Annotated in this window: 24 protein-coding genes; 17 read left to right on the top strand and 7 right to left on the bottom strand. The window is 68.3% G+C overall.

The window, feature by feature from the left end; genetic code table 11:
* The first annotated feature begins 295 nt into the window (after positions 1 to 295).
* Entirely contained in the window at positions 296 to 661 is a 366-nt protein-coding gene (locus A5680_RS05445; RefSeq protein WP_067817023.1) for an ATPase, read from the top strand.
* 9 nt (positions 662 to 670) lie between these two features.
* Here A5680_RS05445 and fadD2 read toward each other — a convergent pair whose 3' ends face one another.
* Positions 671 to 2,350 (bottom strand): long-chain-fatty-acid--CoA ligase FadD2, encoded by a 1,680-nt coding sequence (gene fadD2 / locus A5680_RS05440; RefSeq protein WP_067817049.1) that lies wholly within the window; start codon positions 2,348 to 2,350, stop codon positions 671 to 673.
* 59 nt (positions 2,351 to 2,409) lie between these two features.
* On the opposite strand from fadD2, the gene A5680_RS05435 reads away from it, so the two are divergent.
* Positions 2,410 to 3,663 carry a DNA polymerase domain-containing protein gene (locus A5680_RS05435; protein WP_067817020.1) on the top strand — a complete coding sequence of 418 codons (1,254 nt, stop codon included), beginning with the start codon at positions 2,410 to 2,412 and terminating at the stop codon, positions 3,661 to 3,663.
* A 7-nt stretch (positions 3,664 to 3,670) separates the two neighbouring features.
* Here A5680_RS05435 and A5680_RS05430 read toward each other — a convergent pair whose 3' ends face one another.
* The gene (locus A5680_RS05430; protein WP_067817017.1) at positions 3,671 to 5,080 is read right to left on the bottom strand and encodes an MFS transporter; all 1,410 of its coding nucleotides are present in this window, start codon (positions 5,078 to 5,080) and stop codon (positions 3,671 to 3,673) included.
* Positions 5,081 to 5,216: 136 nt separating this feature from the next.
* On the opposite strand from A5680_RS05430, the gene A5680_RS05425 reads away from it, so the two are divergent.
* The 8 genes from A5680_RS05425 to A5680_RS05390 all read left to right on the top strand — a co-directional run bounded on the left by A5680_RS05425 (position 5,217) and on the right by A5680_RS05390 (position 12,782).
* Positions 5,217 to 5,801 (top strand): TetR family transcriptional regulator, encoded by a 585-nt coding sequence (locus tag A5680_RS05425; protein WP_055402874.1) that lies wholly within the window; start codon positions 5,217 to 5,219, stop codon positions 5,799 to 5,801.
* A 57-nt stretch (positions 5,802 to 5,858) separates the two neighbouring features.
* Positions 5,859 to 6,857: an ABC transporter substrate-binding protein gene (locus A5680_RS05420; protein ID WP_067817014.1), complete on the top strand. Its 999-nt coding sequence runs from the start codon at positions 5,859 to 5,861 to the stop codon at positions 6,855 to 6,857.
* Positions 6,858 to 6,968: 111 nt separating this feature from the next.
* Positions 6,969 to 7,643, top strand: coding sequence for an allophanate hydrolase subunit 1 (locus A5680_RS05415; protein ID WP_067817011.1), 675 nt, complete (start codon positions 6,969 to 6,971; stop codon positions 7,641 to 7,643).
* Between the two features lie 14 nt (positions 7,644 to 7,657).
* Entirely contained in the window at positions 7,658 to 8,575 is a 918-nt protein-coding gene (locus A5680_RS05410; protein WP_067817046.1) for a 5-oxoprolinase/urea amidolyase family protein, read from the top strand.
* Between the two features lie 296 nt (positions 8,576 to 8,871).
* A complete protein-coding gene (locus tag A5680_RS05405) occupies positions 8,872 to 10,260 on the top strand; it encodes an MFS transporter (protein WP_067817008.1) in 1,389 nt (462 codons plus the stop codon).
* Positions 10,261 to 10,337: 77 nt separating this feature from the next.
* Entirely contained in the window at positions 10,338 to 11,489 is a 1,152-nt protein-coding gene (locus A5680_RS05400; RefSeq protein WP_067817005.1) for a uroporphyrinogen-III synthase, read from the top strand.
* Positions 11,480 to 12,256, top strand: a complete 777-nt coding sequence (locus A5680_RS05395; RefSeq protein ID WP_067817002.1) for a sirohydrochlorin chelatase — start codon at positions 11,480 to 11,482, stop codon at positions 12,254 to 12,256. Before A5680_RS05400 ends, A5680_RS05395 begins: the two co-directional genes overlap by 10 nt.
* 73 nt (positions 12,257 to 12,329) lie before the next feature.
* Complete coding sequence (locus A5680_RS05390) at positions 12,330 to 12,782, top strand: hypothetical protein (RefSeq protein ID WP_055402859.1); 453 nt, start codon at positions 12,330 to 12,332, stop codon at positions 12,780 to 12,782.
* Here A5680_RS05390 and nirD read toward each other — a convergent pair.
* Both nirD and nirB read right to left on the bottom strand, forming a co-directional pair.
* Complete coding sequence (gene nirD, locus A5680_RS05385; RefSeq protein WP_067816999.1) at positions 12,779 to 13,135, bottom strand: nitrite reductase small subunit NirD; 357 nt, start codon at positions 13,133 to 13,135, stop codon at positions 12,779 to 12,781. The two genes, A5680_RS05390 and nirD, sit on opposite strands and share 4 nt — an antisense overlap.
* Positions 13,132 to 15,711, bottom strand: coding sequence for a nitrite reductase large subunit NirB (nirB, locus tag A5680_RS05380; protein ID WP_082970266.1), 2,580 nt, complete (start codon positions 15,709 to 15,711; stop codon positions 13,132 to 13,134). Before nirB ends, nirD begins: the two co-directional genes overlap by 4 nt.
* Positions 15,712 to 15,938: 227 nt before the next feature.
* Here nirB and A5680_RS05375 point away from each other — a divergent pair, with 227 nt between their 5' ends.
* Complete coding sequence (locus A5680_RS05375) at positions 15,939 to 16,379, top strand: Hsp20/alpha crystallin family protein (protein ID WP_067816994.1); 441 nt, start codon at positions 15,939 to 15,941, stop codon at positions 16,377 to 16,379.
* Between the two features lie 82 nt (positions 16,380 to 16,461).
* On the opposite strand, the gene A5680_RS05370 is transcribed toward A5680_RS05375, so the two are convergent.
* Complete coding sequence (locus A5680_RS05370) at positions 16,462 to 17,220, bottom strand: isocitrate lyase/phosphoenolpyruvate mutase family protein (RefSeq protein WP_067816990.1); 759 nt, start codon at positions 17,218 to 17,220, stop codon at positions 16,462 to 16,464.
* A 92-nt stretch (positions 17,221 to 17,312) separates the two neighbouring features.
* On the opposite strand from A5680_RS05370, the gene A5680_RS05365 reads away from it, so the two are divergent.
* The 5 genes from A5680_RS05365 to A5680_RS25975 all read left to right on the top strand — a co-directional run bounded on the left by A5680_RS05365 (position 17,313) and on the right by A5680_RS25975 (position 21,460).
* On the top strand, positions 17,313 to 17,609 hold the full coding sequence (locus A5680_RS05365) for a hypothetical protein (protein ID WP_055402848.1): 297 nt from the start codon (positions 17,313 to 17,315) through the stop codon (positions 17,607 to 17,609).
* An 88-nt stretch (positions 17,610 to 17,697) separates the two neighbouring features.
* Complete coding sequence (locus tag A5680_RS05360) at positions 17,698 to 18,525, top strand: hypothetical protein (RefSeq protein ID WP_055402846.1); 828 nt, start codon at positions 17,698 to 17,700, stop codon at positions 18,523 to 18,525.
* A 44-nt stretch (positions 18,526 to 18,569) separates the two neighbouring features.
* Positions 18,570 to 20,486, top strand: coding sequence for a fumarate reductase/succinate dehydrogenase flavoprotein subunit (locus tag A5680_RS05355; RefSeq protein ID WP_067816987.1), 1,917 nt, complete (start codon positions 18,570 to 18,572; stop codon positions 20,484 to 20,486).
* Positions 20,486 to 21,232 (top strand): succinate dehydrogenase/fumarate reductase iron-sulfur subunit, encoded by a 747-nt coding sequence (locus A5680_RS05350; RefSeq protein ID WP_055402842.1) that lies wholly within the window; start codon positions 20,486 to 20,488, stop codon positions 21,230 to 21,232. The genes A5680_RS05355 and A5680_RS05350 overlap by 1 nt, the downstream gene beginning before the upstream one ends.
* A gap of 72 nt (positions 21,233 to 21,304) precedes the next feature.
* The gene (locus tag A5680_RS25975) at positions 21,305 to 21,460 is read left to right on the top strand and encodes a hypothetical protein (protein WP_197499730.1); all 156 of its coding nucleotides are present in this window, start codon (positions 21,305 to 21,307) and stop codon (positions 21,458 to 21,460) included.
* Positions 21,461 to 21,466: 6 nt separating this feature from the next.
* Here the strand turns inward: A5680_RS25975 and A5680_RS05345 are convergent, their stop codons facing one another.
* Positions 21,467 to 21,955 carry a flavin reductase family protein gene (locus A5680_RS05345; RefSeq protein WP_055402840.1) on the bottom strand — a complete coding sequence of 163 codons (489 nt, stop codon included), beginning with the start codon at positions 21,953 to 21,955 and terminating at the stop codon, positions 21,467 to 21,469.
* Between the two features lie 6 nt (positions 21,956 to 21,961).
* Positions 21,962 to 22,987, bottom strand: coding sequence for an isopenicillin N synthase family oxygenase (locus A5680_RS05340; RefSeq protein WP_067816983.1), 1,026 nt, complete (start codon positions 22,985 to 22,987; stop codon positions 21,962 to 21,964).
* A 202-nt stretch (positions 22,988 to 23,189) separates the two neighbouring features.
* On the opposite strand from A5680_RS05340, the gene A5680_RS05335 reads away from it, so the two are divergent.
* On the top strand, positions 23,190 to 25,025 hold the full coding sequence (locus A5680_RS05335; protein ID WP_055402836.1) for an acyl-CoA dehydrogenase: 1,836 nt from the start codon (positions 23,190 to 23,192) through the stop codon (positions 25,023 to 25,025).
* Positions 25,026 to 25,195: the final 170 nt, after the last annotated feature.

The following is a 25,195-nucleotide window of genomic DNA, read 5'->3' as shown; positions in this document are numbered from 1 at the left end:
TGGTGAAAAGCCCTATACTGATATACGGACTTCCGTTATTACGTATCGGCGGATGGACTGAATTACGGATAACCGAAACGCGCTAGGCCCCGACTGAAGCGGCGAAGAAGGCGGACGGTCAGCTATCTCGTAAGGTTTGCTGGAGAACGCCGCTGGTGGGCCGGTCGCCCCGAACGCGCGGGCGGCACGTTTCGGCCGGGGGCGCGACTTACGACGCCGTCGGTGGAAGAATCAGTATTGACACACTCGCGGGCTGATTTACTGATTGGCCACTCACCGGAGGACGACCGCCGCAGTGAACTTCAACCCCAGCCACATCGGACCCGGCGCAGGCACGTTCCGAGGCCCTTCGCCGTCGGCCGGCCCGGCGGGAGACGCCGCGCCCACCGAGCGCCTCACCGGGCTCGGCCAGCAGAGCCCCCAGCGGATGGTCGGCCAGCCCGCGGCCGCACAGGCCGGCCGGGGCCAGCGGACGCGGCGCACCGTGGACCTGTCGGCGGCCACCCATCGGGCGCTCGACATCTGGCAGCGGGAGGCGGCCGACCGCCTGGGCGTCGCCCGTGTGACCGGACAAGAGGTTCTTACCGCGCTCATCGACCAGCTGCTGGTCGACCCGAAGCTCTCGGCGCAGATCACCCGCGCCATCAAGGACCGGCGCTGAGTCCGCCCGCTAGTCGATTTCCATCTCACGCAGCTCGCGTTTGAGGACCTTGCCCGTCGGGTTGCGCGGCAGCTCGTCGAGGAAGATGACTTCGCGCGGCACCTTGTACCTGGCCAGCTCCTCCCGCACGTGCTTTTTGAGGGTGTCCTCGTCGACGTCGGAGCCGTCCTTCTTGACCACGAAGGCGCGCAGCCGGTGTCCCCATTCCTTGTCCTCGACGCCGATCGCGGTGGCCTCGACGACATCGGGATGCCCGCTGAGACAGTCCTCGACCTCGGCGGGGAAGACGTTCTCGCCGCCGGAGACGATCATCTCGTCGTCGCGGCCGCTGACGTACAACAGCCCGTCCTCGTCGAAATAGCCGACGTCACCCGACGACATCAGGCCGTCGATGATCTGCTTGTGCCCGCCGCCGGTGTAGCCCTCGAACGGGAACGCGTTGCCGACGAAGATCCGGCCGACGTCGCCCTGCGGCAGCTCCTTGCCGTTGTCGTCGAGGATCTTGACCTTCACGCCCTTGACGACCGGACCGACCGTCGCGGCATTCTTCTCCAGGTCCTTCGGCCCGGCGATGGTGGCGAACGCGATCTCGGTCGAGCCATACATGTTGTAGATCACCGGGCCCATGTCCTTGAGCGCGCGGTTGGCCAGCTCGGCGCCCAACTGCGATCCGGAGATGAACACGATCTTCAGGCTCGACAGGTCGGGTTTCTTATCCGCCTTCTCGATCGCATCGAGGATCCGGGACAGCATCACCGGCACCACGACCATGGCCGTCACCTTGTACTTCTCGATGTCCTCGAGCACCAGCGGCGGCTTGAACTTGCGCCGCAGCACCAGGGTCGAGCCGAGGAACATCGCGATGGTGCCGTGCAGGAATCCCAGCGCGTGGAACATCGGCGCGGGCAGCGAGGTCACCTCGTTGGCCTTGAACGGCACGTGCGACAGGATCCCGCCGATCGGCGCCAGCGTCGGCGGGGTGCTGCGGTTGGCCCCCTTCGGCGTGCCGGTGGTGCCGCTGGTCAGGATGATGATCGACGAGTGCTTGCTGGCCTTCGGAGCGGGGTCGGAGCTGCTGCGCTCGATCAGGTCGGCCAGCGTCTCGTCCTTGCTGCCCGACGGCTCGTCGGCGTCGGGGTTGGTGCCCAGCGCGCGCAGGAAGCCCAGTTCCGGCTCGGCCTTGCTGACGGCCTTGGTGTACTCGTCGTCGTAGATGATCAGCTTGGCGCCCTCGCGCTCGGACACCTCCTTGATCTGCGGCCCGGAGAACTCGCTGTTGAGCAGGATGATGCGGGCGCCGACCCGGGCCGCCCCGAAGTAGGCGATCAGGAACCAGCGGGTGTTGCGGGCGAGGATCGCGATACCGTCACCGCCCTTGACGCCCATCTCGATGAGGCCGTTCGCCACCGCGTGGGCGGCCTCGTCGAGCTCTTTGAAGCTGAACTCGCCGTCCTCGTCGATGCAGGCGGCCCGGTCGGGATGGCGTCGGGCGTTGAGCGACGGCAGCATGCCGAACTCGCCCCACTTGTAGATGTCGTTGGCCATGGCCGCGTAGTTCTGCGGCGGCTCCAGCCGGAACGCGCCCGCCTCGAAGATCTTCCGCACGTAGTGCAGTTCGGCCGAGCCGCGCTCCAAGTACTGCTGAACCTTGGCAACTGCCTGCCCCGGCAGGCCGATCAGATTAGGCATGAATCCCACCCTATGTGACGTCCGTCGCAATACCAGGGGTATGTACCCATCGACTTACGATGATGAACATGACCGGGCCGGCGGTACTGGAAGTGGCCGGACACCGGGTCACCATCACCCATCCCGACAAGGTGGTGTTCGGGGCGCACGACGGCTCGGGGCCGCACACCAAGTTGGACCTAATCCGCTACTACCTGTCCGTCGCCGACGGGGCCCTGCGCGGCGTCGCCGGGCGGCCGATGATCCTCAAACGCTTCGTCAAGGGCATCGCGCAAGAGGCCGTGTTCCAGAAGCGCGCGCCGCAGAACCGGCCCGACTTCGTGGACGTCGCCGAACTGCGCTACGCCCGGGGCACGTCCGCCGCGGAGGCCGTCATCCACGACGCCGCCGGCCTGGCCTGGGCGATCAACCTGGGCTGCGTCGACCTCAACCCGCATCCGGTGCTGGCCGACGACCTCGACCACCCCGACGAACTGCGGGTCGACCTGGATCCGATGCCCGGGGTCTCCTGGGAACGCATCGTCGACGTCGCCCTGGTGGCGCGCGAGGTGCTCGAGGACTACGGCCTGGTCGCCTGGCCGAAGACGTCGGGTTCGCGCGGCTTTCACATCTACGCCCGGATCGCCCCGCGGTGGGAGTTCCGGCAGGTGCGGCTGGCCGCCCAGACCGTGGCCCGCGAGGTCGAGCGGCGGATCCCCGGCGCGGCAACCAGCCGCTGGTGGAAGGAGGAGCGCGGCGAAGAAGTGTTCGTCGACTTCAACCAGAACGCCAAGGACCGCACGGTCGCGTCCGCGTACTCGGTGCGGGCGACGCCGGACGCCCGGGTGTCGACGCCGCTGCGGTGGGACGAAGTCACCGAGCGCCGCCCCGAGGAGTTCACCATCGACACGGTGCCCGAGCGGTTCGCCGCTCTGGGCGACCCGTGGGAGGGCATGGACGACGCCGTCGGTGACCTGAACCGGCTGCTGGTGCTGGCCGAGGAGATGGGCCCCCCGGAGCGCGCGCCCAGGGGATCCGGTACCAGTTTGGCCGGGCGGCGCCGGTCGGTGATGCCGCTCATCGAGATCGCCCGCACCAAGACCAAGGACGAGGCGCTGGCCGCGCTGGACACCTGGCGCGGCCGCTACCCGGAGGCGTCGCGCCTGCTGCAGCCGGCCGACGTTCTGGTCGACGGCATGCGCGGGCCGAGTTCGATCTGGTACCGGATCCGGATCAACCTGCAGCACGTGCCGGCCGACCAGCGGCCTCCGCAGGAAGACCTGATCGCCGACTACAGCCCCTGGGAGGGTTACGGCGGCAGGCAGCGCCCGTGAGGCCGCGCTACACCCCGGCCCGCGCCAGAGCGTTGGAGCCGCTCTTCTTGCGCAGGTAGCAGTACCAGGTGACCACCAGCAGGCCGAGGAAGAAGGCCACGTAGAACCGCAGCGCGGGTTCGATGCTGCCGAATTGGGCCTTCGACCAGGCGTAGGCCAGCGGCACGACGAACCCGCCGAAGGCGCCGATCGACGAGATCACGCCCAGCGCGCCCGCGGCCTGGCGGCGCATGTGCACCATCGTGTCGGCGTCGCCGCCGGCGAGCTCGCCCTTGATCACGAAGATCCGGGAGATCATCCGGTAGGTCGAGCCGTTGCCGATGCCGGTCGCGACGAACAAGAACATGAAGCTGGCGAAGAACAACGGCAGGTTCCTGGCGTGCACCGACCACAGCGCCGCCGAGGCGCCCGCGGCCAGCATGACGAAGCTGGCCGCGGTGATGCGCGCCCCGCCGATCCGGTCGGCCAGCCTCCCACCCACGGGCCGGATCACCGACCCGATGCAGGCGCCGAGGAAGGCCCAAGTCAGGGCGATGTCGCCGCGGCCGAACACCGTCTTGAGCAGGGTCGGGAAGGCCGCCGAGTAGCCGATGAACGAGCCGAACGTGCCGATGTAGAGCAGCGACATCACCCAGGTGTCGGGGTGGCGCAGCGACTGCCAGACCGGCTTCACGTCTGCCTTGGCCTCGGACAGGTTGTTCATGAACAGGAAGGCGCACACCGCGGCCACCACGGCCAGCGGCACGTAGAACAGGCCGGCGCGCGAGAGCGCCACCCCGCCCCCCGCGACGACGATCGGCGGGATGATCTTCTGCACCACGGCCACCCCGATGTTGCCGCCGGCCGCGTTGAGGCCCAGCGCCCAGCCCTTCTCCTTCTCCGGGTAGAAGAAGGAGATGTTGGCCATCGACGACGCGAAGTTGCCGCCGCCGAAGCCCGCGGTCGCGGCGATCGCGACCAGCACGCCGAACGACAGCCCGGGATGGCCGACCGCCCAGGCCAGCAGCGCGCACGGGATCAACAGCAGGGCCGCCGAGATGGTGGTCCAGTTGCGGCCGCCGAACAGCGGGACCGCGAACGTGTAGGGCAGGCGCAGGAAGGCGCCCACCCCGCTGGGCACGGCGACCAGGCACAGCGCCTGGCTCGCGGACAGCGCCCAGCCGGACGCCGACGGGTGCCCGTGGGCGCCGGCGGTCATGTGGACGACGACGATGCTCCACAGCATCCACACGCTGAACCCGACGTGCTCGGCGAAGATCGAGAAGATCAGGTTGCGGCGGGCGATCGGCTTGCCGGTGGTCTCCCAGAACTCGGGGTCGTCGGGGCGCCAGTCGTCGATCCAGTGCCCGCGGCGGTGCGGTGGGCGCTCGGGCGCGGGGGCAAGGACCGGCGTGGTCGGCTCTGCGGAGGTCGTCATGGTCACGGTCCCGACGCTAGGAAAGGACTGTTACCGGTCTGCGTGGGCGCAGTTACGCCGGAGATACGTGGATCTCGCAGCGGCCATTCGCCCGTTGTCAGAACTTTTTGGCCCCGCGATGCGAGAGAATTGCCGCATGCAGGCGACTGACCAGCGGCTCGGGCTGCGGGAACGCAAGAAAATCAAGACCCGCCACGCCCTGCGGCGCGAGGCGTTCCGCCTGTTCGACGCGAACGGTTACGCCGCCACCACGGTCGAGCAGATCGCCGAGGCCGCCGAGGTGTCGCCCAGCACGTTCTTCCGGTACTTCGGGTCCAAGGAATCGCTGCTGCTCGCCGACGACCTCGATCCGCTGATCCTGGCGGCGTTCGACGCCCAGCCGCCCGAGCTGTCACCGAGCCAGGCCATCCGGCGGGCCTACGCCACCACCATGGCCGGCCTGTCCCCCGAGCAACTCGAGTTCGAGAACACCCGCCAGCGGCTGATCTTCTCGATACCCGAACTCAAGGCCGCCCTCTACGACGAGTACTACCGCACCGTCAACGTCATGGCGGAGGCGATCGGTCGCCGAATAGGCCGTAGCGCAACCGATTTCGAGGTTCGGGTGTTCGTCGGCGCGATGGTCGGCGCCATGATGGCGGCCTTCGACAGCGCGCCGAAAACGGCCGACACCATCTATCGGGCCCTGGACTTCCTGGATGCCGGCATGCCGCTGGATTGAGCGGCGCAACCGCGCGGCGACGGGCGCCGCGGGCGCGTGACGCGCTAATCTCACGCGATGCGCCACGGTTGGAATCGACGGGGATTCTTGCAGCTCGCCGGGGCCGCGGCGGTCGCCGGGGTCACCGGCGCGACGGCCGCGTGCTCGTCGGGCAAACCGCCCTCGGACACCTCCGGTGGCAAAGCCGTGACGATCAACCACCTCTTCGGCCAGACCGTCATCAAGGAACCGCCCAAGCGCGTGGTCAGCGCCGGCTATACCGAGCAGGACGACCTGCTCGCGGTCGGGGTGGTGCCGATCGCGGTGACCAACTGGTTCGGCGATCAACCGTTCGCGGTGTGGCCGTGGGCTCAGCCCAAGCTCGGCGGCGCGCAGCCGGTGGTGCTCAACCTCGACAACGGGATCCCGGTCGACCAGATCGCCGGCCTCAAACCGGACCTGATCGTCGCCGTCAACGCGGGGGTGGACGCCGACACCTACAAGAAGCTGTCCGCGATCGCCCCGACCGTGCCGCAGTCGGACGGCGACGCCTTCTTCGAACCCTGGAAGGAGCAGGCCACCACCATCGGCCAGGCGGTATTTTTGGCCGACCAGATGAAGTCGCAGATCGCCGCCGTCGACCAGAAGTTCACCGCGGTCGGCAAGGAACACCCGGTCTGGACGGGCAAGAAGGCGTTGCTGATGGAGGGCACGCTGTGGCAGGGCACCGTCGTCGCGACCATGGCCGGCTGGCGCACGGACTTCCTCAACCAGATGGGTCTCGTGATCGCCGACAGCATCAGGCCTTTCGGCACCGACCACCGCGCCGTCATCCCGCGCGATCACGTCAAGGCGGTGCTCGATTCCGCCGATGTGATCATCTGGACGACCGAGAGCCCGGACGACCAGAAGGCGTTGCTCGCCGACCCCGACGTGGCGGCGGCACAGGCCACCGCGCAGTACCGGCACATCTTCACCACCAAGGAGCAGGCCGGCGCGATCGCCTTTTCCTCGCCCCTGAGCTACCAACTGGTCGCCGATCAACTGCCGCCGCTGATCTACAAAATCCTCGGTTAGATCGCCTGAGCGCCAGTGGCGTTTGAACGTTTGCTAAGGCACCTCTGGCAGTGTTCGAAAATCCCTCGCTCGCCCCTCGCCCGCCCCGCGATGGGGAGGTTACCGTCGAGTATGAGCGTGACCGACCTTACCGACAACGTGTCCAAGGGACTGCCGACGGAACTGGTCGGCAACACGGTTCTGGACTTCGGCGACAGCGCGCTGCTGCTGCAATGCGGCAGCACCGCCGAGGTGTTGGCGTGGGCGGCGCAGTTGCGCGAGGCGGCGTTGCCGGGCGTCGTCGACATCGTCCCGGCCGCCCGGACGGTTCTGGTGAAACTGGACTCCCCGCGGCGCCAAGGCGTGATCCGTCAGCGGCTGCGCAAGATGCGGGTGACCGCGGGGGACGCCCCCCAGCCGGATCGGCGCGCCGACGTCGTCATCGACGTGGTCTACGACGGCCCGGATCTCGCCGAGGTCGCCGAGGTCACCGGGCTGACCACCGCGCAGGTGATCGACGCCCACACCGGTTCGTTGTGGCGGGTCGGATTCAGCGGGTTCGCCCCGGGTTTCGCGTATCTGGTCGACGGTGACGCGCGCCTGCGGGTGCCGCGCCGTTCGGAGCCGCGCACCGCGGTGCCCGCCGGCTCGGTGGGACTCGCCGGCGAATTCAGCGCGGTCTACCCGCGTAGGTCGCCCGGCGGCTGGCAACTGATCGGCCGCACCGACGCCGTCCTGTGGGACATCGAGCGGCCCGACCCCGCGCTGCTGACGCAGGGCATGTGGGTTCAATTCCGGGCCGTCTGAGCAAGGAGATCGCCGTGATAACCCTCGAGATCCTTCGCACCGGACCGCTCGCCCTCGTCCAGGACCTGGGCCGGCCCGGGCTCGCACACCTCGGCGTGAGCCGGTCCGGGGCCGCCGACCGCCGCGCCCATCAACTGGCCAACCGGCTGGTGGCCAACCCCACCGACCGCGCCACCGTCGAGGTGACCTTCGGCGGTTTCGCGGCCCGGGTCCGCGGCGGGGGCATCGACGTCGCGGTCACCGGGGCCGACACCGACCCGACTGTCGACGGAATCAAGTTCGGCACCAACAGCATTCAGCATGTCCGCGACGGCCAGGTGATCACCCTGGGCACGCCCCGCGCCGGGCTGCGAACCTACCTGGCGGTGCGGGGCGGTATCGGCGTGCAGCCGGTGCTGGGCTCGCGCAGCTACGACGTGATGTCCGCCATCGGCCCGGCGCCGCTGCGGGCCGGAGATCGGCTCCCCGTCGGGGAGCACACCCCGGACTACCCCGAACTGGACCAGGCCCCGGTGGCCGCGATCACCGGCAGCGTGGTCGAGCTGGCGGTGGTGCCCGGCCCGCGTGACGATTGGTTCGTCGACCCCGATCTGTTGGTGCACAACGATTGGGTGGCGTCCGATCGCAGCGACCGGGTGGGGATGCGACTGGTCGGCCGCCCGCTGCAGTACTGCTACCCGGACCGGCAGCTGCCCAGCGAGGGTGCCACCCGCGGCGCAATTCAGGTGCCGCCCAACGGCTTACCGGTCATCCTGGGACCCGACCACCCCGTCACCGGCGGCTACCCAGTGGTGGGTGTGGTGATCGACGAGGACATCGACAAAATCGCCCAGGTGCGTCCCGGGCAGTCGGTGCGCCTGCACTGGTCCCGCCCGAGGATTTTGGTGGGCGCCCATGCGCACTCCGGCGCCGCGGACTGGCCGTTCTCGTAGGCCTCGCCCGAGGGCATGTAGTCCAGCTCACACGCAGTTGCGGATCCGGGGTCGAATCACGTTGATCGGGACGTGATTTCACCATGTTCGGTCTACAGGGACTTACCAGATAACTGGTAATCAACTAACAGCCGATTTACGCCCGTTTGAGTTGACCCGTCCCCGGTCCGAATGTGAGCATCGAAATACACCGCGGGGCATGCCTCTTCGTTCGGCGCGCCCGCATGCAGACCAGTTCCTAACGCGCGCAGTCGAATTCATGCACCTCAGCGCGGTCGACGAAAGGTGACTATCGGATGGCCCGCAATCACAGCATCGCGGACTGGAATCCGGAGGACACGGGGGCTTGGGAGGCCGGTGACAAGAAGATCGCCCGCCGCAACCTGCTGTGCACCATCGCCGGCGACCACGTCGCCTTTTCGGTCTGGACGCTGTGGCCGGTCATGGCGCTGTTCATGCCGGCGCACGTCTACGGTTTCTCCGCCGGCGACAAGCTGCTGCTGGGCGCAGTCGCCACGCTGGTCGGTGGCCTGGCCCGGATCCCCTACACCCTGGGCATCGCCGCCTTCGGCGGCCGCAACTGGACCGTCTTCTCGGCCTTCGTGCTGTTGATCCCGACGGCGGGCACCGTCGTGTTGTTGGCCAATCCCGGGCTGCCGCTGTGGCCCTTCGTGGTCTGCGCCGCGCTGACCGGCCTGGGCGGCGGCAACTACGCGGCCTCGCTCGCCAACGTGAACGTCTTCTACCCGCAGCGGCTCAAGGGCTCGGCGCTGGCCGTCAACGCCGGCGTGGGCAACCTCGGGGTGGCGGTGATCCAACTGGTCGCGTTGTTGGTGCTCGCCACGGCCGGGCACGAGGCGCCGTACTGGGTGTGTGCGGTGTATCTGCTGGCGCTCGCCGTGGTGGGCGTCGCGGCCGCGCTGTTCATGGACAACGTCGGCCACGGCACCGAGCTGAACACGATGCGCTCGATCCTGTTCGAGCGCGACACCTACGTCATCTCCCTGCTCTACATCTGCACGTTCGGCTCCTGGATCGGGTTTTCCTTCGCCTTCGGTCAGGTGATGCAGGTCAACTTCCTCGCCCACGGCGAAAGCGCCAGGCATGCCGCCCTGCACGCCGCGCAGGTGGCCTTCCTCGGCCCACTGCTGGGCTCACTGGCCCGGATCTACGGTGGCCGGCTGGCCGACCGCAAGGGCGGCAGCCGGGTCACGCTCGCCGTGCTCGCCGGCATGACCCTGGGCGCCGGATTACTGGTCTGCATCAGCACTTTCGACGATCGCGCGGCGCACTCGACCAGCGTGGCCGGTTACGTCGCCGGCTTCATGGTGCTGTTCATCCTGTCCGGGATGGGCAACGGTTCGGTGTTCAAGCTGATCCCCTCGGTCTACGAGGTGCGCAGCCGCGCCCTGGAGATGAGCGAGGCGCAGCGGCGGCACTGGGCGCGCGCGAGATCCGGGTCGTTGATCGGTGTCTGCTCCGCGGTCGGCGCCCTCGGCGGCGTGGGCATCAACCTCGCGCTGCGCCAGTCCTACCTGGCCACCGGGACCGGGACGTCGGCGTACTGGGCGTTCCTGGCCTCCTATGTCGTCTCCGCGATCGTCACCTGGGCGGTGTACGTGCGGCGCCCGCGGCTGCCCGCCGTGGCTCACGGTGACACGGCCGCCGCGCTGGCCCGGGTGTGAGCGTGGCCTCACGGTGGGCAATGCGCAAGCAATTGCCAGGTAACGAGACCGAAATCTGACAGGCATACACAGGAAATATGGGCCAGCCCGACTCCCCGCCGCTGACCGGTTACCGCATCGCGGTGACCTCGAGTCGGCGCTCCGAGGAGCTGTGCGCGCTGCTCAGCCGCCAGGGTGCCGAGGTGTGCAGCGCGCCCGCGATCAACATGATCGCGCTGCCCGACGACGACGAACTGCACCGTAACACCGAGGCGTTGATCGCCGAGCCCCCCGACATCCTGGTCGCGCACACCGGCATCGGGTTTCGCGGCTGGCTCGCCGCGGCCGAGGGGTGGGGGCTGGTCAGCCCGCTGCTCAACGCCCTGTCGTCCGCCCGGATAGTCTCGCGCGGCCCCAAGGCGACCGGCGCGCTGCGCGCCGCCGGCCTGCACGAGGAGTGGTCGCCGGAATCGGAGTCCTCGCAGGAGGTGCTGGAATACCTGCTCCGCTCGGGCGTGGCCGGGCAGCGGGTGGCCGTCCAGCTGCACGGCGCCGCCGACGCGTGGGACCCCTTCCCCGAATTCCTGGGCGGATTGCGCCTGGCCGGCGCCGAAGTGGTGCCCGTCCGGGTGTATCGGTGGAAGCCAACGCCGTTGGGCGGCACGTTCGATCAGCTCGTGATGGGGATCGCGGGGCGGCAGTTCGACGCCGTCACCTTCACCTCGGCGCCCGCGGCCGCGGCGGTGCTGGAGCGCAGCCGTGAGCTCGACGTCGAAGACCAGCTGCTGGGGGCGCTGCGCAGCGACGTGCACGCGATGTGCGTCGGCCCCGTGACGTCCAAGCCGCTGATCCGGAAGGGTGTGCCGACCTCATCGCCCGAACGAATGCGGTTGGGCGCCTTGGCCCGTCACGTCGCCGAGGAGCTGCCGCTGCTCGGTTCGTCCACCGTGCGGGCGGCCGGTCACACGGTCGACATCCGAGGCACGTGCGTGCTGGTGGACGGCTCGATCAAGGTGCTCTCGCCGTCCGGCATGGGGATATTGCGCGAGTTGGCGAAACGCCCGGGCGACGTCGTGGCGCGTGGTGACCTGCTGCGGGCGCTGCCCGGCAACAGCAACGACCCGCACGCCGTCGACACGGCCGTGCTGCGGTTGCGAACGGCATTGGGCGACAAGAACATCGTCGCAACCGTGGTCAAGCGGGGCTACCGGCTGGCCACCGAACAACGGGTGGACGCGGCATGGCGCTGATCCTGGTCGCGCACGGCACCCGCCGGCCCGAGGGTGTGCGACAACTCGAAGAGCTTGCCGCGCAAGCGAGTTCGTTGACCAGCCGACCGGTAGAAGTCGCGTTCGTCGACGTGTTGGGCCCCACGCCCGGCGAGGTGCTGTCCCGGGTGCGGGCGACGGGCCGGCCCGCCATCGTGCTGCCGGCGTTTCTGTCGCGCGGCTACCACGTCCGCGCCGACCTGCCGGCCCACGTCGAGCAGAGCGGGCACCCCGAGGTCATCGTCACGCCGGCCCTCGGCCCGAGCGGTCAGATCGCCCGGATCGTCGGCGACCAGTTGGTCAAATGCGGTTGGCGACCGGGTGATTCGGTGATCCTCGCCGCGGCGGGCACGTCGGACCCCCACGCGCGCGCCGATCTGCACACCACCGCGACGCTGGTGTCCGCGCTCACCGGGTCACGGGTGAGCCTCGCTTTCGCCGCCACCGGCGGCCCGCGGCTGCCCGAGGCGGTGGACCAGGCCAGGCGCCGGGCGCGCGGCGACGCGCGCGTGGTGGTGGCCTCCTACCTGCTGGCCGACGGCCTGTTCCAGGAGCGGCTGCACGCCTGCGGCGCCGATCTGGTCAGCCGTCCGCTGGGCACCCATCCCGGCCTGGCGCGGCTGATCGCCAATCGTTTCCGCCGGGCTATGCCGCCGGTCCTGGCCCCCACCGCGCGGCACGCGTCGCGCCGATCGAGCGCGCAGCGCTTGGTCCACGGCCGGGCCTTGCGGCCGAATTCGGCGGCCTGACTGCGTTGACGCAAAGGCGCGCCGACGACCGGCGGCGCTTGATCTTTGGTCGGATTCCGACGATCCTGGCAGCATGCCCCGTCGCGAAGAGCCGTCGCGTGGGCTCCTTGACCCGGTCGCCAAGATGCTGCGGTTGCCGTTCGGCACACCGGAATTCATCGACCGGATCGTCACCGGCGGGGCCAACCAGGTGGGCCGGCAGACGCTGCGCATGCTGATCACCACCTGGGACGCCGCGGGCGGCGGCCCCTTCGCCGCGAGCGCGATCGCTTCCACCGGGATGGCCAAGACCGCCGAAACCGTGCAATCCATGTTCATCGGACCGGTTTTCGGCCCGCTGCTCAAGGTGCTCGGCGCCGACAAGGCCGCCACCCGGGCGTCGCTGTGCGCCTCGCAACTGGTCGGCCTCGGCATCATGCGCTACGGCATCCGCTCCGAGCCGCTGCATTCGATGTCCGTCGACGCGATCGTCGACGCCATCGGCCCGACGATGCAGCGCTACCTCGTCGGCGACATCACCCGCTAGGCGGCGAAGCGGCCGACCTGAACGAATCCGTCGGCGGTGATGCGCGCCGGGTACACCGGCACCGAGAAGTTCGGATCGTCCAGGCAGGAACCGTCTTCCAACGAGAAGGCCTGCTTGAGGATCGGCGATTGCACCGCCACCCGGCCCCTGCGGTCTCCCACGATCCCGCGCGACAGCACCGCCGCGCCGGAGAACGGGTCGACGTTGCCCACCGCGCACACCGAGCCGTCGTCCAGCCGGAACAACGCCGCCTGGGAGCCGTCGTCGAGCAGCACGCCGACGCCCCGGCCCGGGATGAGACGGTCGTACTCGCAGGCCGTCGTCCACACCGCAATGTCGTTGAGAAGTGTCATGATTGATCTCCAGCTCCCGTACGGATCTTCGGCATGCCAATGGACACAGGGATTTTGCGCCCCGCGTGTTCGGTGAATTCCACGGTGGAATCGACTTCGTCCGGGGCGTTGACGAACGAGACGAACCGCGACAGCTTGTCCGGGTCGTCGAGCACGCCCTTCCATTCACACTTGTAGTTCTGCACGTGCCGCTCCATGGCGGCCTCGAATTCCGCGGCCAGCCCCAGCGAGTCCTCGCACACGACCTCCCGCACGTGGTCGAGGCCGCCCTCAAGCGAGTCGACCCACGGCGCCGTGCGCTGCAGCCGGTCCGCGGTGCGGATGTAGTACATGACGAACCGGTCGACGTAGCGCACCAGCGTCTCGGTGTCCAGGTCGCTGGCCAACAGCTGCGCGTGCTTGGGCGTCATGCCGCCGTTGCCGCCGACGTAGAGGTTCCAACCCTTTTCGGTGGCGATGACGCCGACGTCCTTGGACCGCGCCTCCGCACACTCCCGGGCGCAACCCGAAACGCCCATCTTGATCTTGTGCGGCGCCCGCAGGCCCCGGTAGCGCAGCTCCAGGTCGATGGCCAGCTGCACCGAATCCTGCTGACCGTAGCGGCACCAGTCGGTGCCGACGCAGCTCTTGACCGTGCGCAGCGCCTTGCCGTAGGCGTGGCCGGATTCCATGCCGCCGTCGACCAGCCGACGCCAGATCTCCGGCAGCTGGTCCACCCGGGCGCCGAACATGTCGATGCGCTGGCCGCCGGTGATCTTGGTGTAGAGGCCGAAGTCCTGGGCGATCTGCCCGATCAGGATCAGGTGCTCCGGCTTGATGTCACCACCGGGGACCCGCGGCACCACGGAGTAGCTGCCGTTCTTCTGGATGTTGGCCAGGAAGTGGTCGTTGGAGTCCTGCAGCGAGGCCTGCTCGCCGGAGAGAATGTGCTCCGAGCCGGTGGAGGCCAGGATGGAGGCGACCACGGGTTTGCAGATGTCGCAACCCTTTCCGCGGCCGAAGCGCTCCAGCAGGCCGGAGAAGGTGCGGATCTCGGTGGCCGAGATGATCTCGAACAGCTCCGCGCGCGACTGGTTGAAGTGCTCGCACAGCGCCTTGGACTGTTCGACGCCCTCGGCCTCCAGCAGCTGCTTGAGCAGGGGCACGCACGAACCGCACGACGTGCCGGCCGCCGTGCACGACTTCAGCGACGGGACGTCGGCGCAGCCGTCGGCGATCGCGCACTTCAGGTCGCCCTTGGTCACGTTGTTGCACGAACAGATCTGCGCGTTGTCGGGCAGCGCCCCGACTCCCAGCGCCGGCGCGTCGCCGGAAACGGGGGCGATCAGCGCGAGCGGATCCCCCGGCAGCTCGCTGCCGACCATCGGCCGCAACACCCCGTACGACGAGGCATCGCCCACCAGGACGCCACCCAGCAGGGTCTTGGCGTCGTCGGAGAGCACCAGCTTGGCGTAGGTTCGCTTGACCGCGTCGTTGATGGCGACCTCGAGGCAGTTCTCGGTCACCCCCATCGCGTCGCCGAAGCTGGCGACGTCGACACCGAGCAACTTCAGCTTGGTCGACAGGTCCGCCTCGCCGAATTCCGCGGCGCCGTCCAACAACCGGTCGGCCACCACCTCGGCAGAGGTGTAACCGGGCCCCACCAGGCCGTAGCACCGGCCACCGATCGCGGCGACCTCACCGATCGCATAGATGTCGGGATCGCTTGTGCGGCAAGCTAAGTCGGTGAGCACACCGCCGCGCTCGGCGAGCGCCAGGCCGGCCTGACGGGCCAGCTCGTCGCGCGGGCGGATGCCGGCCGCGAAGATGACCAGCCCGGCGTCGACGACCTCGCCGTCGCTCAGCCGCACCCGCACCGACGACACCCCGTCCGAGTGGTCGATCGCCTCGATCGACTCGGTGCCCGTGCCCACGTGCACCTCGATGCCCAGGTCGCCGATCATCTTGGCCAGCAGCGCGCCGCCACCCTCGTCGATCTGTTGGGCCATCAGCCGCGGCATCATCTCGACGACGTGCGTCCGTAAACCGAACTGGCGCAATGCGTTAGCGGCTTCCAGCCCCAGCAGACCACCGCCGATGACCACGCCCGCCGGGGTGCGGCCGGCCCCCACGGTGCGCTGGGCGTCGGCCCGGATGGCGTCGAGGTCGTCGAGGGTGCGATAGACGTGGCACGCGGCCAGCTCGTGGCCGGGCACCGGCGGAACGAACGCGTAGGAACCGGTGGCCAGCACCAGCGCGTCGTAACCGTGCCGCTGCCCGTCGGCCGTCAGCACCGACTTCGCTTCCCGGTCGATCTCGGTGACGCGGGTGTTCAAGACCAACCGCACCCGCTCGTCACCCGCGTAGTCGTTGCCCGGCAGCGCCAACAGCTTGCGATCCCAGCTCTCGGTGTACGAGGTCAGCCCCACCCGGTCGTAAGCCGCGTCGGCCTCCTCGGCGAAAACCGTGATGCGCCAAGATCCCTCGGTGTCGCGCGCCCTGAGCGCCTCGACAAACCGGTGCCCCACCATGCCGTGCCCGACTACGACGATGTGACGGCCCGCACAGTGCGCACGCGAAATCCCGTCTGCAGCCATGGGTTTGAGGTTAGCGGCCGGAAATTACCGCGATTTCGCCCAATGTGACGGTCCTATGACGAGGATCTCACAACTCACAGGGAGCCCTGTGAATATTCGTTCGCCCACGGCGAACGCCTAGGTGGAACTTTAGCGTGGTCGACTCATGTTTGAACCTATAGCCGGCCGGAAGGGCGCCGGACACAGCAGATCCACAACAAAGCTCAAGGAAGTACAAGGAGATCCCCATGAGTAACCTCGCACTGTGGTCGCGACCGGCCTGGGACACCGACCGGTGGCTGCGCGACTTCTTCGGCCCCGCCGCCGCATCGGACTGGAACAAGCCGGTGACCAGCGGATTCAATCCCGCCGCGGAGGTCGTCAAGGACGGCGAGGACGCGGTCGTACGCGTCGAACTGCCGGGTGTTGACGTCGATAAGGACGTCAACGTCGAGGTCGACCGCGGCCGACTCGTCATCCGCGGCGAACGCCGGGACGAGCACGCCGACGAGAAGGACGGACGCACCCTGCGTGAGGTCCGGTACGGATCATTCCGCCGATCGTTCGCCCTGCCCGCCCACATCACCGGGGAAGCCATCACGGCCTCCTACGACGCCGGGGTGCTGACCGTGCGGGTCACCGGCGCGTACGCCGGAAACCAGCCGCAGCGCATCGCGATCACCAAGTAATAGACCAAGTAATAGGTGGGCACGAACCGGCGGGGTCACCAACCCCGCCGGATTCGCCTGTCCCACAAAGGTTTCCGCAGGTCTAGGCCCAGCGGGCCAGGAGCTCGTTGGCCCGGGTGGCCAGCGCCGCCTGCAAGAACGGGCCGAAGCTGATCCTGGCGACACCCAGCGGCCCGAACGACGCCGGGTCGTCCTGGTCGGGCAGCGCAATCGCGTTGACCGGAAGCGGCAGCTCTGCGGCCAAGCGCCGCAACGTCTCCGGGTCGTGGCGGCCCACCGGGTACAGCACGTCGGCCCCCGCGGCCGCCGCCAGCGCCAACCGGTCCACCGCGCGCTCGATGCGATCCGCCGGGTCGCCGTCCTGGCGCAGGAACAGATCGGTCCGTGCGTTGATCACGACATGCACCCCGGCCGCGTCGGCGGCCGACCGCAGCGCACCGACCAATTCGGCGTGCTCGCCGGCGGATCGCAGGCGCTTCCCCTCCGAGTGGACGGTGTCCTCGACGTTGAGCCCCACCGCGCCCACGCTCAACAATCCCTCGATCAGCCGCTCGGCCGCGAGCCCGTACCCGGATTCGATGTCCACCGACACCGGAACGTCGACCGCGGCGGTGATCTGGGCGACCCGGGCCAGCACGTCGTCGAACGACATGCCCTCGCCGTCCGGCTTGCCGATGGAATCGGCCAGCGGGTGGCTGCCCACGGTGAGCGCGGCGAACCCGGCGCCGGTGGCGAGGCGGGCCGACCAGGCGTCCCACACCGTCGGCAGGATCACCGGGTCGCCCGGGCGGTGCAGGGCGAGTAGCGCGGCGGCGCGGTCGGCGGCGGTGTGGCCTGTCATGCGTCCGACATTAGGCCGCCGCGGTGGCTACTATCGGGGGCGTACTGTGATCCGCAACACCGTCTGCCCCTGAAAACTAAGTAGGAGATCCGTTGAGCACCGCGACTGAACTCGCCGAACTTCACGACCTCATCGGCGGCCTGCGGCGGTGCGTGGGCTCCCTGAAGAGTCGGTACGGCGACAGCCCGGCGATGCGGCGCATCGTCATCGACGCCGACCGGATCATCTCCGACGTCGAAATGCTCGACACCGACATAGCGGAGTTGGACCTGGCGCGCGCCACCGTGCAGCAGTCCGGCGAGAAGATCGTCATTCCCGACACCCAGTACGACAGCGAATTCTGGCGCGATGTCGACGACGAGGGTGTCGGGGGTCACAACCGGTCCTGACAACCTCGAATAACCCAAGCCCCCCGGAAATGAGGGGGTCCTCTCTGTGTACCCTTCGACCAACAGCCCGTTCGAAGAGGAACACTAGATGAGCGCACCCACGGCGAACCGTCCTGCGTCAGGTGTCTTTTCACCCACGCGCGCCCGCATCCCGCAACGGACCCTACGCACCGACCGGTGGTGGATGTCGCCGCTGCGGATCGATTTGGGCTTCGCCGCGTTCCTGATCTACGCGACCGCGCGCGCGTTCCAGCAGGATTACTTCTTCGTTCCTAAGTACCACTACCTCACGCCCTTCTACTCGCCCTGCGTGAGCAAGGCCTGCGGCGAGGCCGGCGACTTCTGGCCCCAGATCCTGCCCGACGTGTGGTGGTTGCCGTACGCGGCGCTGACGCTGCCGTTCCTGCTGCTGTTCCGGCTCACCTGCTACTACTACCGCGGCGCCTACTACCGCACGGTGTGGCAGTCGCCCAGCGCCTGCGCCGTCGCCGAACCACGGGTCCACTACACCGGCGAGACCCGGTTCCCGCTGATCATCCAGAACAGCCACCGGTACTTCTTCTACATCGCCGGCATCATCTCGGTGATCAACACCTACGACGCGATCATCGGTTTCCACTCCGACTCCGGCCCGCACGGCTTCGGGTTCGGGTTGGGCAACCTGATCATGGTGGGCAACGTCATCATGCTGTGGATCTACACGCTGTCGTGCCATTCCTGCCGGCACGTGACGGGCGGGCGGCTCAAGCACTTCTCCAAGCACCCTGTGCGGTACTGGATCTGGACCCAGGTCAGCAACATCAACACCCGGCACAAGATGTACGCCTGGATCACGCTGGGCACCCTGATGCTCACCGATTTCTACATCGCGCTGGTGGCCAGCAACACGATTCCTGACCTGAGATTTGTTGGCTGAAAAGCGATTCGAAGAACAATCAGACGTAGCTAGCGAGGGTTTCCATGGTTGAGGTCGAACGGCATGCCTACGACGTAGTCGTCATCGGTGCCGGCGGCGCGGGGCTGCGTGCGGTCATCGAGGCGCGGGAACGCGGCCTCAAGGTCGCGGTGGTGTGCAAGTCGCTGTTCGGCAAGGCCCACACGGTCATGGCCGAGGGCGGCTGCGCGGCGTCGATGGGCAACACCAACCCGAAAGACAACTGGAAGACCCACTTCGGCGACACGATGCGTGGTGGGAAGTTCCTGAACAACTGGCGGATGGCCGAGCTGCACGCCAAGGAGGCCCCGGACCGCGTCTGGGAGCTGGAAACCTATGGCGCACTGTTCGATCGCCTCAAGGACGGCAAGATCAGCCAGCGCAACTTCGGCGGGCACACCTACCCGCGGCTGGCGCACGTCGGTGACCGCACCGGCCTCGAGCTGATCCGCACCATGCAGCAGAAGATCGTTTCGCTGCAGCAGGAGGACTACGCCGAACTCGGCGACTACGAGGCGCGCATCCGGGTGTTCGCGGAATGCACCATCACCGAGCTGATCAAGGACGGCGACGCGATCGCCGGGGCGTTCGGTTACTGGCGCGAGAGCGGCAACTTCGTCCTGTTCGAGGCGCCGGCCGTGGTGCTGGCCACCGGCGGCATCGGCAAGTCGTTCAAGGTCACCTCGAACTCCTGGGAGTACACCGGCGACGGGCACGCGCTGGCCCTGCGGGCGGGCGCGTCGCTGATCAACATGGAGTTCGTGCAGTTCCACCCGACCGGCATGGTGTGGCCGCCGAGTGTGAAGGGGATCCTCGTCACCGAGGGCGTTCGCGGCGACGGCGGGGTGCTGAAGAACTCCGACGACAAGCGCTTCATGTTCGACTACATCCCGCCGGTGTTCAAGGGCCAGTACGCCGAAACCGCGCAAGAGGCCGACCAGTGGCTCAAGGACAACGACTCGGCCCGTCGCACCCCGGACCTGCTGCCGCGCGACGAGGTCGCGCGCGCGATCAACTCGGAGGTCAAGGCCGGCCGGGGCACCCCGCACGGCGGGGTGTACCTCGACATCGCGTCCCGGCTGACGCCCGAAGAGATCAAGCGGCGGCTGCCGTCGATGTACCACCAGTTCAAGGAGCTGGCCGGGGTCGACATCACCAAGGAGCCGATGGAAGTCGGTCCCACCTGTCACTACGTGATGGGCGGCGTCGAGGTGGACGCCGACACCGGCGCCGCGACGGTCCCGGGCCTGTTCGCCGCGGGCGAGTGCTCCGGGGGCATGCACGGCTCCAACCGGCTCGGCGGCAACTCGCTGTCGGACCTGTTGGTCTTCGGCCGGCGGGCCGGCCTGGGCGCGGCCGACTACGTGCGGGCGCTGAGCAGCCGTCCGACCATCTCGGCCGACGCCGTCGAGACCGCGGCGAAGAGGGCGCTGTCCCCCTTCGAAGGACCGGCCGACGGCGCGCCGGCGGAGAACCCTTACACGCTGCAGCTCGAGCTGCAGCAGTCGATGAACGACCTGGTGGGCATCATCCGCAAGGCCGACGAGGTCTCCGAGGCCCTCGCGCGGCTCGACAAGCTTCGCGAGCGGTTCAAGAACATGCACGTCGACGGCGGCCGCCAGTACAACCCCGGCTGGAACCTGGCCATCGATCTGCGCAACATGCTGCTGGTCAGCGAGTGCGTCGCCAAGGCCGCGCTGGAGCGCACCGAAAGCCGCGGCGGGCACACGCGCGACGACCACCCCGCGATGGACTCGGGCTGGCGCAAGGTGCTGCTGGTGTGCCAGGCCGCCGGGGGCGACGAGGTGATTCCCGACATCAGCATCACCCGCAAGGACCAGGTGCCGATGCGACCGGATCTGCTGGAGCTCTTCGAGATCTCCGAGCTGGAGAAGTACTACACCGACGACGAGCTGGCCGAGCATCCAGGACGGAGAGGCTAATGACCTACAACGCGACCATGCGTGTGTGGCGCGGTGACGATGCCAGCGGCGCGCTGCAGGACTTCACGGTTGAGGTCAACGAAGGCGAGGTGGTGCTCGACATCATCCACCGCCTGCAACAGACCCAGACGCCCGACCTGGCGGTGCGGTGGAACTGCAAGGCGGGCAAGTGCGGCTCGTGCTCGGCGGAGATCAACGGGGTGCCGCGGTTGCTGTGCATGACCCGGATGTCCACGTTCGCCGAGGACGAGGTGGTGACGGTGACGCCGCTGCGGACCTTCCCGGTGATCCGCGACCTGGTCACCGACGTCTCGTTCAACTACGAGAAGGCGCGCGAGATCCCCGCGTTCGCGCCGCCGAAGGACCTGCAGCCGGGCGAGTACCGGATGGCGCAGGCCGACGTGCAGCGCTCGCAGGAGTTCCGCAAGTGCATCGAGTGCTTCCTGTGCCAGAACGTGTGCCACGTGGTCCGCGACCACGAGGAGAACAAGAAGGCGTTCGCCGGCCCGCGCTTCTTGATGCGGATCGCCGAGCTCGAGATGCATCCGCTGGACACGCTGGACCGGCGCAACCAGGCCCAGGAGGAACACGGCCTGGGCTACTGCAACATCACCAAGTGCTGCACCGAGGTCTGCCCGGAGAACATCAAGATCACCGACAACGCGCTGATCCCGATGAAAGAGCGGGTCGCCGACCGCAAGTACGACCCGGTGGTGTGGCTGGGCAACAAGCTGTTCCGCCGCTGACCTGGCGTTAGCCCTTCCGGTGCGCCGGGTACCCGCATAACAACCCAAACTCCGAAAGGCAGCGTGGGAGATATGCGAGAAACCACCAGCGTCAACGAAATTCGAACCGCCATCCGCGAGCTGTCCGTCCGCGCCGATCTCGCGCACAAGGACGGCCGTCACGACGACGCCGCGGAAATCGAGGAACGGATAGCGGGCTTCCGGGCGGAACTCAGCCGGCGCCCGTAGCCGCGGTCAGGCGCCGAGGCGCCGGAACGTGCTGCGGTGGAACACGATCGGCGCCACGTCGGCGTCGATGGTCACTTCCTTGACCCGAAGCACCACGATGGTGTGATCGCCGGCCGGAATCAACTGTTCGATAGCGCTTTCCAGCCACAGGCCGGTGCCCTTGATGAACACCGCGCCGCTCTCCCGGGATTCCGTTTCCAGGCCCGCGAACCTGTCGCCGGTCTTGGCGGCCAGGGCGCGCGCGGCCGCGTCGTGTGCCTCGCCGAGCACGCTGATGCCCAGCATTGGCAGGTCTTTGAGCTTGGGCCAGGTCGTCGACGTGTTCTGCACGCAGAACGACACGAGCGGCGGCTCCAGGGAGACCGGGACGAAGGTGCTGGCCGCCAGGCCTTCCCGGGTGCCCTGGACTTCGGCGGCGATGGCGACCACCCCGGACGGGAAGTGGCCGAAGGCCTCGCGAAGTGTGGACGGTGTCAGGTTCGTGTGCGCGTTCACCGGAATTCATTCGCCCCTTGAGCCGAGAACGGGATTCTCGTCCCCGACCCTACCCGCCGAATGTCCGTGCGCCGAAGCCACATCGGGGTGCGCGCGCAACCGGCTCTTCCACGCGTTGCGGCCGTAGACGGAGAAGATCGGGTCGGCGGGATCGGTCACCCGGCGGGCGCGTGCCCGCAGCTCGGGCGGCAACGTCAGCACGGGGATCTGGGCGTCCAGCCGCGGGTTGAAGAAATACGGCACCGAGATGCGGTCGGCCGGCTGCCCGTCCAGGTTCACCCGGTGCTCGGTGGCCCGCAGGTAGCCGCCGGTCGCCACCTCGAGCAGTTCGCCGATGTTGACGACGAATGCGCCGTCCAGGGGCGGCACGTCGACCCACTCCCCGGTATCGGGCCTGCGCACCTGCAGGCCGCGGCTGCCCGGCTCGGCCAGCAGCAGTGTCAGCACCCCGGAGTCCTTGTGCGGGCCCACGCCCTGCGACGAGGCGGCGCTGCGCGGATAGCGCACGATCTTGATCAGCGTGGCGGGCGTTTCGGCGAAGGCGGCGTCGAAGACGTCGCCCGGGCTGCCCAGCGAGGCCGCCCAGTGCCGAAGCAGGGTGCGGGCGACGGCGGACAGCGCGGCGTCCCACTCGGCGATGATGCCCGGCAGCTCGGGCAACGCGTCCGGCCACTGGTTGGGCCCCTGCAGCCACAGGTAGTCGGGCTTGCCGGGCGCCGCGATCGGGGCGCGCTCGGGTCCGATGTCGATCTGCTCGCGCCAGTCCACTCGGCCGCGGGTCAGCTCGCCGCCCATCCGGGTGTAGCCACGAAAGTGCGGGCTGCGCACCATGGCCACCGCCTCCTTGTCGGCCGCGGGCAGCTCGAACAGCCGGCGGGCCGCCGCCAGCACGCGGGCCGACAGCTCGTCGGGCACGGCATGGCCGGTCAGGTAGAAGAAGCCCACCTCGTGCGCGGCCTCGCGCAACCCCCGCCGCAGCTGGGCCTCCGACGTGCGCAGATCCACCACCGGCAGGGTGGTGATGCATCCCATAGTTTGAGATCCGTTTCGTTATCGGCGCAGGTCAGAGGCTCCGGTCGGGCTTCCCAACCGGTTGGTTACTTAGACAGTGAAATTTAGCTCACATTGACTTGCGTTGAAGTTGTCGAGAGCGTTATTTTATCGGTGTTACTGGTGGGTAACTTAGAAGTAGTACCCAACCACGAGTGGCATTCTCAACGAGGAGGAAACCGTAGTGAGCCACTACAAGAGCAACGTCCGTGACCAGGTATTCAACCTGTTCGAGGTCTTGGGCGTTGAGCAGGCTTTGGGCGCCGGCGACTACAGCGATCTGGATGTCGACACCGCCCGCGAAATGTTGACCGAGATCAGCCGGCTGGCCGAGGGGCCCATCGCCGAGTCGTTCGTGGAGGGTGACCGCAACCCGCCGGTCTTCGACCCGAAGACCCACTCGGTGACGCTGCCGGAGGCCTTCAAGAAGTCGGTTCGCGCGGTTACCGAGGCCGGCTGGGACAAGGTCGGTATCGACGAGGTCCTCGGCGGCATGCCGATGCCCCGCGCGCTGGTGTGGGCGCTGCACGAGCACCTGCTCGGCGCCAACCCGGCCGTGTGGATGTACGGCGGCGGCGCCGGCTTCGCCAACATCCTGTACCACCTCGGCACCGAGGAGCAGAAGAAGTGGGCCGTGATCTGCGCCGAGCGCGGATGGGGCTCCACCATGGTGCTCACCGAGCCGGACGCCGGTTCCGACGTCGGCGCCGGGCGGACCAAGGCGATCAAGCAGGACGACGGCTCGTGGCACATCGAGGGCGTGAAGCGATTCATCACCTCGGCCGACTCCGGCGACCTGTTCGAGAACATCTTCCACCTGGTGCTGGCGCGCCCCGAGGGCGCGGGCCCGGGCACCAAGGGCCTGTCGCTGTTCTTCGTGCCCAAGTTCCTGTTCGACTTCGAGACCGGCGAGCTGGGCGAGCGCAACGGCGTCTTCGTGACCAACGTCGAGCACAAGATGGGCCTGAAGGTTTCGGCCACGTGTGAGCTGTCCTTCGGCCAGCACGACGTGCCCGCCAAGGGCTGGCTGGTCGGCGAGGTGCACAACGGCATCGCGCAGATGTTCGAGGTCATCGAGCAGGCCCGCATGATGGTCGGCACCAAGGCCATCGCGACCCTGTCGACCGGCTACCTGAACGCGCTGGAGTACGCCAAGTCCCGCGTGCAGGGCGCCGACATGACGCAGATGACCGACAAGACCGCGCCGCGGGTGACCATCACGCACCACCCCGACGTGCGCCGGTCGCTGATGACCCAGAAGGCCTACGCCGAGGGTTTGCGCGCGCTGTACCTCTACACCGCGACCTACCAGGACGCGGCGGTGGCGCAGGCGGTGCACGGCGTGGACGCCGAGCTCGCCGTCAAGGTCAACGACCTGATGCTGCCGGTGGTCAAGGGCGTCGGCTCCGAGCAGGCCTACGCCAAGCTCACCGAGAGCCTGCAGACCTTCGGTGGGTCCGGCTTCCTGCAGGACTACCCGATCGAGCAGTACATCCGGGACGCCAAGATCGACTCCCTCTACGAGGGCACCACGGCCATCCAGGCGCAGGACTTCTTCTTCCGCAAGATCGTCCGCGACAAGGGTGTGGCGCTGGCCCACGTGTCGGGCGAGATCCAGAAGTTCGTGGACAGCGAGTCCGGCAACGGCCGGCTCAAGTCCGAGCGCGAGCTGCTGGCCAAGGCCCTGGCCGACGTCCAGGCCATGGCGGCCACGCTGACCGGCTACCTGATGGCCGCGCAGGAGGACGTGACCAGCCTCTACAAGGTGGGTCTGGGCTCGGTGCGCTTCCTGATGAGCGTCGGCGACCTGGTCATCGGCTGGTTGCTGCAGCGCCAGGCGGCCGTCGCCGTGCAGGCGCTGGATGCCGGCGCCAGCGGCGAAGAGCGGTCCTTCTACGAGGGCAAGGTCGCGGTGGCCTCGTTCTTCGCGAAGAACTTCCTGCCGTTGCTGGCCAGCACCCGCGAGGTGATCGAGACGCTGGACAACGACATCATGGAGCTCGACGAAGCCGCCTTCTGACCGGCAAAGCAAAAGCCCCGCTTCCCGAAGGAAGCGGGGCTTTCGCTTGTCCCGACACCGACACAAAAAGGCCGCCGCTGGATCCCCTCACTCCAGCGGCGGCCATTTTCGTACGCCCGTCCGCGCTGACCGGCGGTCGTTCCAGGGATGCCCCGTATTGCCGTCGGGGT

Origin of the sequence: Mycobacterium sp. E2989 (assembly GCF_001667595.1) — a bacterium.
Classification (GTDB): domain Bacteria; phylum Actinomycetota; class Actinomycetes; order Mycobacteriales; family Mycobacteriaceae; genus Mycobacterium.
The sequence above is the reverse complement of the archived record's forward strand: the minus strand, read 5'-3'. Positions and strand labels throughout refer to the sequence as shown.